This window comes from Nocardioides sp. HDW12B (assembly GCF_011299595.1).
Taxonomy (GTDB): Bacteria; Actinomycetota; Actinomycetes; order Propionibacteriales; family Nocardioidaceae; genus Marmoricola_A.
Map to the genome: position 1 here is coordinate 4,080,853 of NZ_CP049867.1, position 12,180 is coordinate 4,093,032.

The window sequence follows — 12,180 nt, forward strand, 5'->3', positions numbered from 1 at the left end:
GGAGGTGCGCCGATGTCCGACCCCGACGGCCCCGACGGCCCTGTCGGTCCCGACACCTCCGCGCGCCCGCTGGACCTCGTCGTGACCGGCACCGTGTTCCTCGACCTCATCCTCACCGGACTGCGTGCGGCCCCGGTCGGCGGCCGCGAGATCATGGCCGACGGCATGGGCTCGAGCCCCGGCGGCGCGGCGACCCTCGCAGTGGCCGCGAGCCGGCTCGGCGTCGCCACCGGTCTCGTCGCCGCCTTCGGCTCCGACGTGTACGGCGACTTCTGCTGGTCGACGCTCGAGGAGGACGAAGGTGTCGACCTCTCGGCGTCGCGGCGCATCGAGGGCTGGCACTCCCCGGTCACGGTGTCCCTGGCCTACGACGACGACCGGGCGATGATCACCCACGCGCACGAGCCGCCGCTCGACCCCGACCTGCTCTTCGGCCGGGTGCCGCAGGCCCAGGTCTGCTTCGCCGACGTCGGGACCACCCGGGCGCCGTGGGTCGACGACGCCGTGGCGCGGGGCTCGCGGGTCTTCGCCGACGTCGGCTGGGACGACACGGGGGCCTGGGACGCCGACGGCCTCCGGGAGCGCCTGAGCGGGTGCCACGCCTTCGTGCCCAACGCCGCGGAGGCGATGGCCTACACCGGCAAGGACCACCCCGGCGCGGCGTTGGAGGTCATCCGTGACTGGGTGCCGCTGGCCGTGGTGACCGCCGGCAGCGGCGGCGCCTACGCGGCCGACGAGACCACCGGCGAGACCGTGTGGGTCCCCGGCCTGCGGGTGCCGGCCGTCGACCCGACCGGGGCCGGGGACGTCTTCCTGGCCGCCCTCATGGCCGGCACGCTGCGCGACTGGCCGTTGCTGCAGCGGATCCGCTTCGCCAACCTCGCCGCGGCGCTGTCGGTGCGCGACGTCGGCGGCGCGCTCGCCGCGCCGGGCTGGGGCGACGTGTGCGACTGGTTCACCGACCTCGACCCGACGAGCCGGCTGGCCCGCGACTACGGCTTCCTGGAGGAGGTCCTGGCCGGCGTGGAGCACCGGATGTTCGCCCGCGCCGTGCCCACCATCGGCTTCGACAGCGGCACCCACGACCACTCGCGCCACGGCCCCCGCCCGGCCCACCACAGCACCGCCCACCCCCTGTCCACCGCCAAGCCCGCCTCGCCCCAGGAGAACCCATGACCCGCACCCGTCGGAGCACCCAGCCCCACCTCCACCGCACCCTGGGGGCCGGTCTGGCCGCCGCAGCCCTGCTGGCCACGACCGTGGCCTGCGCCCCGGGCGAGGAGGGCGGCAGCGGCACCGAGACGAAGTCGGAGGACGTCACCACCGACATCAGCGAGCTCGGCGACGTGACGCTCACGGTCTGGGACCAGGAGGTCCGCGGCGGCCAGGCGGCCCAGATCGCGGCGCTCAACGAGGCGTTCACGGAGAAGTACCCCAACGTCACCATCGACCGCACCAAGAGGTCCTTCACCGACCTCCAGCGCACGCTGCGCAACGCCATCACCTCCGACGACGCCCCCGACGTGGTGCAGGCCAACAACGGCCGCACCGACATGGGTGCCTTCGTCGAGAACGGCCTGCTGCAGTCCCTCGACGGCTACGCCGAGGCCTACGGCTGGACCGAGCGCTTCCCCGAGTCGGTGCGCTCGCTGGCCAGCTACACCGACGACGGCGCCACCTTCGGCGAGGGCAGCCTCTACGGCCTGGCCCAGGTCGGCGAGCTCGTCGGCGTCTTCTACAACAAGGCCAAGCTCACCGAGCTCGGGCTCGAGGTGCCGGAGACGACCGCCGACTTCGAGGCGGCCCTCGCCGCGGCCGCCGACGCCGACGAGCTGCCGATCCAGTTCGGCAACCTCGACGGCTGGCCGGGCATCCACGACTTCGGCTTCGTGCACAACCAGTTCGTGCCGCGCGACGACATCCGCAACCTGGGCTTCGGCCGCGAGGGCGCGAGCTGGACCTCGGAGGAGAACGTGCAGGCGGCCGAGACCTTCACCGAGTGGGTCGACGCCGGCTACTTCACCCCCGACTTCAACGGCGTCGGCTACGACCCGGCGTGGCAGGACTTCGCGCAGGGCAACGGCGTCTTCCTGGTCGCGGGCACCTGGCTGCAGGCCGACCTCGACGAGGCGATGGGTGAGGACGTCGGCTTCGTGCTGCCCCCGGTCGGCGAGTCCGGCGAGCAGGCCGTGACCGGCGGCACCGGGCTGCCCTTCTCGATCACCGAGGCCTCGGACGACGCCGACGTCGCCGCGGCGTACATCGACTTCATCACCAGCGACGAGGCGATGCAGATGATCCAGGAGGCCGGCAACCTGCCGGTCGTCGGCGGCGACGCGGCCCAGGCCGAGGGCCTGGCCGCCGAGATCCTCGACGCCTGGACCACCGCGGGCGAGGACGACGCCATCGTGCCCTACCTCGACTACGCCACCCCGGACTTCTACGACCTCATCACCGCGCAGGTCCAGGAGCTCGGCGCCGGCTCGGTCGCTCCCGACGAGTTCCTCAGCACGCTCGAGGACGAGTACAGCTCCTTCGTCTCGGGCCAGTGACGCGCCGCCGGGGGAGCCGCGCGCCGGGAGAGCCGCGCCTGGTCGCCTACGCGTACGTCGCGCCGGCGCTGCTGGTCTTCGGCCTCTTCCTGCTCGCCCCCCTGGCGTACGCCGTGCAGCTGTCGTTCTTCGAGTGGGACGGCCTGGGGCTCGGCACCTGGGTCGGCCTGGACAACTACGTCGCGGTCCTGACCGACCCCGAGCTGCGGGCGCCGTTCCTGCACGCCCTCGTGCTCGTCGTCTTCTTCAGCCTCGTGCCGGTGACGCTCGGGCTGGTGCTGGCGGCGCTCATGACCCGCTCGCGGGTGCGGGGCGCCGGCTTCTTCCGCACCGTGATCTTCCTGCCCCAGGTGGTCGCCCTCACGGTGGTGGCCGTCGTGTGGCGCCAGATCTACGCCCCCACCGGGCCGTTGAACGACGCGCTGCGGCTCGTCGGCCTCGACGGCTTCGCCCGCGGCTGGCTCGGCGACGCCGACTGGGTGCTGGTCGCGATCGGCCTGGTCGGCACCTGGGTCGGCACGGGCCTGTGCACGGTGCTGTTCCTGGCCGGGCTCGCCAAGGTCGGCCGCGAGCTCTACGAGGCGGCGCGTCTCGACGGCGCCGGCTTCTGGACCGAGCTGCGCTCGATCAGCCTGCCGGCGGTGCGCGGGGAGCTGGCGGTGGCGCTGACCCTGACCATGGTGGCGGCGCTGCGCACCTTCGACCTCGTCTACGTCATGACGGCCGGCGGCCCGGGCAACGCCAGCCGGGTGCCGTCCTACGAGGTCTACGACCGGGCCATCCAGGAGGGCGACGTCGGCACCGGCATCACGGTCGCCCTCGTCCTCACCGCCCTCATCCTGCTGGCCACCTGGCTGGTCAACCGCATCGCCGGGGACGGTGAGCCCGCGTGAGGACGTCGAGCCTCGAGCGCACCACGACGTACGCCGTGCTGGTGCTGGCCGCCCTGTTCGCGCTCTACCCGATCGGCCTGATCCTGGTGAAGGCCGTGCAGCCCGACGCCATCGGCGCCGACGTCGGGGTCGACCTGGGCAACTTCGCCGAGGCGTGGGACGAGGGCCAGTTCGGCAGCTACCTGCGCACCAGCGTGATCGTCACGGTGTGCGTCGTGCTGGGCGCCACGCTGCTGTCGTCGCTGGCCGGCTACGCCTTCGGCACGATGCAGTTCCGCGGCTCCTCGGTGCTGTTCTACCTGCTGCTGCTCGGGCTCATGGTGCCGAGCGAGGCGGTCGTCATCCCGCTCTACTTCCAGCTCCGCAGCGTCGACCTGCTGGACACCTACACCGCGCTGGTGCTGCCGCAGATCGCGCAGTCGCTGGCCTTCGGCACCTTCTGGATGCGCGCCTACTTCCGCAGCACCTCGCGCGAGGTGGTCGAGGCCGCCCGGCTCGACGGTGCCGGTCACCTGCGGATCTTCTGGTCGATCCTGCTGCCGATGGGCCGCCCCGCCGTCACCACGATGATGGTGCTGTTCTTCATGTGGACGTGGAACGAGTTCCTGCTCCCGCTGGTCGTCATCCCCAGCGGCGACCTGCTCACCGCGCCCCTCGGTCTCGCCCTGTTCCAGGGCCAGTACACCGCCGGCACGTCCCTGCTCGCCGCCGGTGCCGTCATGGTCGCCTTCCCGGTCGTCGTCTTCTACCTGTTCGCGCAGCGTCACTTCATCCGCGGCATGGTCGACGGCGCCACGAAGGGCTGACCCTCCTGCCCCACCACCGCCCCACCGAAGGAGAACCTCGTGCCCCGTCCCCGACGCACCTCCACCCCGGCCCTCGGCACCACGCTCGCCGCGGCGCTGAGCGCGGCCCTCGGCCTCTCGCTGCTGCCCGCCGCGCTCTCCGGCGCCGAGGCGGCCACCCCCGAGGGCGCCACCGTGCGCGAGCGGCCCGACCCGGCCGACCTCGACGTCCTCTACGTCGGTGCCCACCCCGACGACGAGGCCTCGCGGCTGTCGATGTTCGGCGAGTGGCGTGAGCGGTACGGCGCCGAGACCGGCGTGGTCACGGTGACCCGCGGCGAGGGCGGCGGCAACGCGATCGGGCCCGAGGAGGGCCCGGCCCTGGGGCTGATCCGTGAGCGCGAGGAGCGCAAGGCCGTCGGCACCCTCGACGTGAGCGACGTCTACAACCTCGACAAGGTCGACTTCTACTACTCGGTCAGCGCCCCGCTGCACCAGGAGGCCTGGAACGCCCGCGAGACCCTCGGCCGGCTCGTGCGCGTCGTGCGCGAGACCCGTCCCGAGATCGTCATGACGATGAACCCCGCCCCGAGCCCCGGCAACCACGGCGGCCACCAGGAGGCGGCACTGCTGGCCATCGAGGCCTACGAGGCGGCGGCCGACCGGGACCGCTACCGGGGCCAGATCACCCGCGAGGGCCTGCGGCCCTGGGCCGCGTCGAAGCTGCTGACCACCGCCGTCGCCGGCACCGCCGGTGCCTCCGGCTCGGCGTGCCCCACGCAGTACACCCCCGCCGACCCCACCGACGACATCTACGGCGTCTGGTCCGGGCGTGCGTCGGAGAGCGGTGAGACCTACGCGCAGCTCGAGCGCCGGGCGCAGCGCGTCTACGCGTCGCAGGGCTGGTCCGGCTTCCCGGACGTCAGCGCCGACCCCGCCCGCCTCGGGTGCGACTTCGTCCGCCAGATCGACGCCCGCGTGCCGTTCCTGCGCGGTGACCTGAGCGCCGAGGCGGCTGACTCGTCCACGATCCTCGAGGGTGCGGTGCTGCCCACCGTCGGCGGTCTGCCGCTCGGCACCGGCCTCGACGTCTCGACCGAGCAGGTCGAGGTCGTCCCGGGCGGCTCCACGACCCTCGACGTGGCCCTCACCGCCCCCCGCGACCGCGACCTGCGGCGGGTGGCGGTCGCCCTCGACGTACCGGACGGCTGGAGCGCCCCCGAGCCCGCGACCATCGGCACGGTCCGTGCCGGGCGCACGGTGCGCGAGTCCTTCACGGTGACCGCCCCGGCCGCGGCCGAGGTGGACCGGGTGCTCGTCGGGGTCGACGTCGACTCCCGTCAGGGCACCGGCTTCGGCGACCAGCAGCTCGACGTCGTGCCGGCCGTGCAGGGCGTGCAGGAGCCGCTGCCGCAGGTGGCGCAGTTCGACGCCTGGACCGAGCGGGTCGGGGTCGAGCAGCTCCGGGGCATCGTCAAGCCCGTCCTCACGCTCCCGTCGGGCGGCACCCGCACCGTCGGGGTCGACGTGACCAACCGCGGTGACGCGCCGGCCTCGGGCGAGGTCGAGCTGGACCTGCCCGACGGTTTCAGCGTGCCCGGCGCGGCGACGTACACCGGGCTGGCTCCGGGTGCGACCGAGCGGGTCGAGCTCGAGGTCACCAACGACGACACCAGCCTGCCGACCGCCAACCAGGGCGGCACCAACGGCGACTACGACTACACGGTCCGCACCACGAGCGGCACCGGCAGCTCGACGTCCGCGGCCGCCCTGGAGCTGGTGCCGACGGCGACGGTCCCCGACGCCGCGGCGCCGACCCTCGACGGCACGGTGGAGGAGGGCGAGTACGCCGCCGAGATCGACCTGAGCCGGAAGTGGGAGGGCAGCGACTGCACCGACGCGGCCGACTGCTCCGCCACGGGATGGGTGGCCCGCTCGGGCGACGCGCTCTACGTCGCGGCCGAGGTCACCGACGACACCCTCGGCACGAAGCTCGCGCCGAGCGACTGCAAGCGGCACTGGCGGGTCGACTCCCTCGAGCTGGCGATCGACCCGACCGGCACCTCGGAGAACACGTCGACGACCTTCAAGGCCGCTGTCCTGCCCACCACCACCGGGGGAGTGGCGTGCGCGTCGCGAGACGCGGACAACAAGCAGGGACCGATCGGCACCTTCGAGCAGGTCGGCGGGGGCGGCACCCCCGCCCGCGCCGCCGACGACACGGCACCCGGGTTCGAGGCGGTCTCGAAGCTCAACGAGCCCTACACCGGCTACGTGATCGAGGCCAGGATCCCCTTCAGCGACCTGCCCGCCACGGTGGACCCCGAGCGCATGGGGTTCAACGCGTTCGTCTACGACTCCGACACCCAGGACCGGACCGGCCAGACCCGGCTGGGGTGGTCGACCTTCGGCGGGGTCCAGGGCGACCCCTACCGCTGGGGCCGGGTGGTCCTCGAGGGCGACGCGCCGCCGGCGGTGGCGACCAGCGAGCCGCGGCTGGACTTCCCGGCACTGAGCAGCCTGGAGTCGCCGCCCTCGATCACCCAGGCGGTGCGGACCCGCGTCGCGCTCTCCGGCCTGCCGCAGACCCCGCGGCGGGACAGCGCGGAGGTGGTCCGGGCGGTGCCGCGCGACGGCGCGGTCACGGCCGTGGTGGAGTCCCGCGGACGCGGCACGGCGCACCTCTTCGCGATGTACGGCGACGAGGTCGTGGGGCAGCGCGTCGTGCGTGTCCGGCCCGGCACCTCACGGATCACGGTCCCGACCGAGGGCAACCCCGGCTGGCGGGTGCTGATGGCGTTCGACTCCGACGGGGTGGGGAGCGCCTCGTCGGCGGCCGCGGTCCCGGTCGCGCGCCGCACCCGGTGAGCCGTCCGTGCCCGTGCTGAGGGTGCTGCCCGACGCCGGTGCGGTCGCCCGCGCGGCGGCGGACCTCGTGGTCGCGGCCGTCCGCGCGGGCAGCACCTCCCTCGGCGTCGCGACCGGCTCCTCCCCGCAGGGCACGTACGCCGAGCTGGCGCGCCGCGTCGCGACGGGCCGGCTGTCCCTCGCGGGCTGCCGGGCCTACCTGCTCGACGAGTACGTCGGACTCCCGCCGGAGCACCCCCAGACCTACCGCCGGGTGATCCGACGGGAGCTGGTCGACCGCACCGACCTGGACCCGGAGGACGTGCACGGGCCCGACGGCGGTGCGGCCGACCTCGCGCAGGAGGCGGCCCGCTACGAGGAGGAGGTGAGCGCGGCGTCGATCGGCGTGCAGCTGCTGGGGATCGGCTCCAACGGCCACATCGGGTTCAACGAGCCCGGCTCGCCGCTGGACGCCGTGACCCGCGTCGTCGAGCTCACCGAGCGCACCCGCAGCGACAACGCCCGCTTCTTCGCCTCGGGCGACGAGGTGCCGCGCCACGTCCTCACCCAGGGACCGGCGACGATCCTGCGTGCCGAACGGCTGGTGCTGCTCGCGATCGGGGAGCGCAAGGCCGACGCGCTGGCCGCGGCCCTCACCGGACCGGTCACGCCGGACTGCCCGGCGTCGGTGCTCCAGCGCCACCCGGACGTGCACGTGCTCGCCGACCGCACGGCCGCGGCGGGGCTGCCGGTTTCACTGGGTACCTAGTGAAACCGGCGCTTCCCGAACGAAACTTCGCTCGGGAAGCGCCAACATCACTAGGTACCTAGTGAAACCAGCACGGCCACCGGTCGGGGTGGGGGCTCCAGACGCCTTACACTCGTGAGGTGCCCCGCCAGACGCGCCCCGGTGACGGGCGGCTGACCCATGACCTGGACCCGCAGGAGAAGGGCCCGCAGGACGCCTGCGGAGTCTTCGGCGTGTGGGCCCCGGGCGAGGACGTCGCCAAGCTGACCTACTTCGGCCTCTACGCGCTGCAGCACCGCGGCCAGGAGTCCGCCGGGATCGCGGTCAGCAACGGCCGCCAGATCCTCGTCTACAAGGACATGGGCCTGGTCTCGCAGGCGTTCGACGAGCCCACGCTGGCCTCGTTGCAGGGCCACGTCGCCATCGGGCACACCCGCTACTCGACGACCGGTGCGAGCACCTGGCACAACGCCCAGCCGACCTTCCGGCCGACCGCCCACGGCTCCGTGGCGCTGGCCCACAACGGCAACCTCACCAACACCCGCGAGCTCGCCGACCGGGTCGCGAACCTGCGCGAGATCGCCGGCGAGCTCGACATGCCGGTCAAGCAGGGCAACCACATGGTGGCCACCAACGACACCAGCCTGGTGACCACGCTCATGGCCGGCGACCCCGACCGCACGCTCGAGGAGTCCGCCCTCCAGGTGCTGCCGACCCTCAAGGGCGCCTTCTCCTTCGTCTTCATGGACGAGCACACGCTGTACGCCGCCCGCGACCCGCAGGGCGTCCGCCCCCTCGTCCTGGGGCGCATGGAGAACGGCTGGGTGGTGGCCAGCGAGGACGCCGCCCTGGCCACCGTCGGCGCCCGTGTCGTGCGCGAGATCGAGCCCGGCGAGCTCGTGGTCATCGACGACGACGGCCTGCGCTCGCACCACTTCGCGACGCCCGAGCCCAAGGGCTGCGTCTTCGAGTACGTCTACCTCGCGCGCCCCGACGCCACCATCGCCGGCCGCAGCGTCCACGAGTCCCGGGTCGAGATGGGCCGCCGCCTCGCGCGGTCGTTCCCGGCCGACGCCGACATCGTGATCCCCGTCCCGGAGTCCGGCACCCCGGCCGCCGTGGGGTACGCCGAGGCCAGCGGCATCCCCTACGGCCAGGGGTTCGTCAAGAACGCCTACGTGGGCCGCACGTTCATCCAGCCCAGCCAGACCCTGCGCCAGCTCGGCATCCGGCTCAAGCTGAACCCGCTCGAGCACGTCATCAAGGGCCGCCGCATCGTGGTGGTCGACGACACGATCGTGCGCGGCAACACCCAGCGGGCCCAGATCCGGATGCTGCGCGAGGCCGGTGCGCTCGAGGTGCACGTGCGGATCTCGGCCCCGCCGGTGAAGTGGCCGTGCTTCTACGGCATCGACTTCGCCACCCGGGCCGAGCTGATCGCCACCGGGCTCGGGGTCGAGGAGATCCGGGCCAGCATCGGCGCCGACAGCCTCGGCTACATCTCCGAGGACGACATGATCGCGGCGACGAACCAGCCCCGCGAGAAGCTGTGCCTGGCCTGCTTCGACGGTGCCTACCCGATCCCGTTGCCCGAGGAGGAGGTGCTCGGCAAGCACCTGCTGGAGCGGGCGCTGCCGATCACGGACACCACGGGGCAGGCCCGCCCGGCGGCCCAGCACGCCGCCGCCCGCGCGAACGACGTCGAGGGCGTGCCGCTCGGCGTCGCCACCGGCGGCTCCCGGGCGCTCGACCACCCCTGACCGCCACCTGACCGCCACCCTGACGAGCCGGCCGACCTCCGGCGGGCACCCCGCGAAGGAGCACCCGACGTGACCCAGCAGGCCGACCCGAACCCGGTCACCGAATCCGCCCGCAGCACGGCGTACGCGCAGGCGGGGGTGGACATCGAGGCCGGGGACAAGGCCGTCGAGCTGATGAAGGTCTGGGTCGAGAAGGCCCGTCGCCCCGAGGTGCTGGGCGGCATCGGCGGCTTCGCCGGCCTCTTCGACGCCTCCGCGCTCAAGAGCTACGACCGGCCGCTGCTGGCCACCAGTGCCGACGGCGTGGGCACCAAGGTGGCGATCGCGCAGGCCATGGACGTGCACCACACCATCGGCTTCGACCTCGTCGGGATGCTGGTCGACGACCTGGTGGTCTGCGGCGCCGAGCCGCTGTTCCTGACCGACTACATCGCCACCGGCCGCGTGCAGCCCGAGCGCATCGCCGCCATCGTGCAGGGCATCGCCGAGGCGTGCCTCGAGGCGGGCTGCGCCCTCATCGGCGGCGAGACCGCCGAGCACCCCGGCTTGCTGGCGCCGCACGAGTACGACGTCGCCGGGTCGACCACCGGTGTCGTGGAGGCCGCCCACCTGCTGGGGCCGGGGCGGGTCCGTCCCGGGGACGCCGTGGTCGCGATGCGCTCGAGCGGTCTGCACAGCAACGGCTACTCCCTGGTGCGCCACGTGCTGCTGGGCACGGCCGGCTGGGAGCTCGACCGCCACGTCGACGAGCTCGGCCGCACGCTCGGCGAGGAGCTGCTGGAGCCGACCCGGATCTACGCCAAGGCCTGCCTGGCGCTGGCGCGCGGGACCCGTACCCACGCCATGTCGCACATCACCGGCGGCGGCCTGGCCGCCAACCTCGCCCGTGTCCTGCCCGAGGAGGTGGCCGTCGACATCGACCGAGCGACCTGGGCGCCGGCGCCGGTCTTCGACCTGGTCGCCTCGGTGGGCGGGGTCGCACAGGCAGACCTCGAGCAGACGCTGAACATGGGGGTCGGCATGGTTGCGCTGTGCGACGCCGACGACGCCGACCGGGTGGTCGCGACGCTGGCTGAGCACGAGGTGGAGGCCTGGGTGTGCGGCGCGGTCCGGGCGGCCGGTGCGGGCGACGAGCCGGCCTCGGTGACGCTGCACGGGACACATCGCGGTCGGTGAAGTGGGCGTCGGCGTGCGTGATCAACCGCCCGACAGGTAACCTGGGGCGCACGAGACCACTGACCAAGCAGACCGGTCGCTCGAAGCCTCGGCCCTGGAGCTCCTCGGAGCCCCCTGGACGAGGTTTCCTGACGCCGGCCGATGGAGCGAGGGGGCGACCCTATGGGGCGCGGCCGAGCCAAGGCGAAGCAGACCAAGGTTGCTCGCGACCTGAAGTACCGCACTCACGAGACGGACTTCGGCGCGCTGGCCCAGGAGCTTCACGGAGGACCCGACCCGGCGAGCAGAGCCGAGGAGCCGGTCGAGGACGACGAGTGGTCGGACTACGCGGAGCGAAGCTCCCGCGACTGACCCAGTCGCCGGAGCGCCACGACGTCCGCCGCTGCGGCGGGCGTGATGCCGTCCCGGGCTGAGAGCTCGAGCACCTGCAGGGTCGTGTCGTAGATGCCGCGCACCCTCTTCTCGGCGCGCGCGAAGTCGAAGCCGTCGAGCTCGTCGGCGACCTGCACGAGCCCGCCGGCGTTGACGACGTAGTCCGGGGCGTAGAGCACGCCGCGCGCGGCGAGCACCTCGTCGAGCCCGGGGGCGGCGAGCTGGTTGTTCGCCGCGCCGCAGACGATCTGGGCGCGCAGGTGGGCGGCCACGTCGGCGTCGACGGCGCCGCCGAGTGCGCACGGGGCGTAGACGTCCAGGTCGGCCTCGAGCAGGGCCGTGACGTCGGCGGCGACCTCGACCGATCCGTGGGCGGTCGTGACCGCGCGCACCGCGCCGGGGTCGACGTCGGTGACGACCACGCGGGCGCCCTCCTCGACGAGGTGGTCGACGAGGTGGCGGCCGACCTTGCCGACCCCGGCGACCCCGACCCGCCGACCGGTCAGCGTCGGCGCGCCCCAGAGGGTCTGGGCGGCGGCGCGCATGCCCTGGAGCACCCCGAAGGCCGTCAGCACCGACGAGTCCCCGGCGCCTCCGCGCTCGACGCTGCGCCCCGTGACGGAGCGGCAGGTCTCGGCGACCACGTCCATGTCGGCGGAGAAGGTGCCGACGTCGCACGCGGTGACGTAGCGCCCGGCCAGCCCCTCGACGAAGCGGCCGTAGGCACGCAGCAGCGCCGGCGTCTTGAGCGTGGCGGGGTCGCCGATGATGACGGCCTTGCCGCCACCGAGCGGGAGTCCGGCCACGGCGGCCTTGAACGTCATGCCCCGCGACAGGTGGAGCACGTCGAGCAGGGCCGAGCGCTCGTCGGCGTACGGCAGGAAGCGGGTCCCCCCGAGGGAGGGTCCCAGGGCCGTCGAGTGGATCGCGACGATCGCACGCAGCCCGGTCGCGGGGTCGGAGCAGAAGACGACCTGCTCGTGGCCCTCGAGGCTGTCGAACACGCCCGACGGTGCATCGGTGCTGGTGGGAGGCGGTGTGGTCGGC

Annotated in this window: 10 protein-coding genes; 9 read left to right on the forward strand and 1 reads right to left on the reverse strand. The window is 73.5% G+C overall.

Going from position 1 to position 12,180, the window contains the following annotated elements; translation table 11 throughout:
- Positions 1 to 12 precede the first annotated feature (12 nt).
- From G7072_RS19135 to G7072_RS19175, 9 genes are all read left to right on the forward strand, one after another.
- Positions 13 to 1,176 carry a PfkB family carbohydrate kinase gene (locus G7072_RS19135; protein WP_166089220.1) on the forward strand — a complete coding sequence of 388 codons (1,164 nt, stop codon included), beginning with the start codon at positions 13 to 15 and terminating at the stop codon, positions 1,174 to 1,176.
- On the forward strand, positions 1,173 to 2,552 hold the full coding sequence (locus G7072_RS19140; RefSeq protein WP_166089223.1) for an extracellular solute-binding protein: 1,380 nt from the start codon (positions 1,173 to 1,175) through the stop codon (positions 2,550 to 2,552). The genes G7072_RS19135 and G7072_RS19140 overlap by 4 nt, the downstream gene beginning before the upstream one ends.
- Positions 2,549 to 3,445 carry a sugar ABC transporter permease gene (locus tag G7072_RS19145; protein WP_166089226.1) on the forward strand — a complete coding sequence of 299 codons (897 nt, stop codon included), beginning with the start codon at positions 2,549 to 2,551 and terminating at the stop codon, positions 3,443 to 3,445. Before G7072_RS19140 ends, G7072_RS19145 begins: the two co-directional genes overlap by 4 nt.
- The gene (locus G7072_RS19150; protein ID WP_166089228.1) at positions 3,442 to 4,251 is read left to right on the forward strand and encodes a carbohydrate ABC transporter permease; all 810 of its coding nucleotides are present in this window, start codon (positions 3,442 to 3,444) and stop codon (positions 4,249 to 4,251) included. The genes G7072_RS19145 and G7072_RS19150 overlap by 4 nt, the downstream gene beginning before the upstream one ends.
- A 39-nt stretch (positions 4,252 to 4,290) precedes the next feature.
- Complete coding sequence (locus G7072_RS20245) at positions 4,291 to 7,098, forward strand: sugar-binding protein (RefSeq protein WP_166089230.1); 2,808 nt, start codon at positions 4,291 to 4,293, stop codon at positions 7,096 to 7,098.
- Between the two features lie 7 nt (positions 7,099 to 7,105).
- Positions 7,106 to 7,846: a glucosamine-6-phosphate deaminase gene (locus tag G7072_RS19160; protein WP_240917060.1), complete on the forward strand. Its 741-nt coding sequence runs from the start codon at positions 7,106 to 7,108 to the stop codon at positions 7,844 to 7,846.
- Positions 7,847 to 7,965: 119 nt separating this feature from the next.
- Positions 7,966 to 9,585: an amidophosphoribosyltransferase gene (gene purF, locus G7072_RS19165; protein WP_166089232.1), complete on the forward strand. Its 1,620-nt coding sequence runs from the start codon at positions 7,966 to 7,968 to the stop codon at positions 9,583 to 9,585.
- Between the two features lie 69 nt (positions 9,586 to 9,654).
- Complete coding sequence (gene purM, locus G7072_RS19170) at positions 9,655 to 10,761, forward strand: phosphoribosylformylglycinamidine cyclo-ligase (RefSeq protein WP_166089234.1); 1,107 nt, start codon at positions 9,655 to 9,657, stop codon at positions 10,759 to 10,761.
- Positions 10,762 to 10,923: 162 nt separating this feature from the next.
- Positions 10,924 to 11,112, forward strand: a complete 189-nt coding sequence (locus G7072_RS19175) for a DUF3073 domain-containing protein (RefSeq protein WP_166089236.1) — start codon at positions 10,924 to 10,926, stop codon at positions 11,110 to 11,112.
- Here G7072_RS19175 and G7072_RS19180 read toward each other — a convergent pair.
- Positions 11,085 to 12,137 (reverse strand): Glu/Leu/Phe/Val dehydrogenase, encoded by a 1,053-nt coding sequence (locus G7072_RS19180; RefSeq protein ID WP_166089238.1) that lies wholly within the window; start codon positions 12,135 to 12,137, stop codon positions 11,085 to 11,087. The genes G7072_RS19175 and G7072_RS19180 overlap by 28 nt on opposite strands.
- Between the last annotated feature and the right edge of the window lie 43 nt (positions 12,138 to 12,180).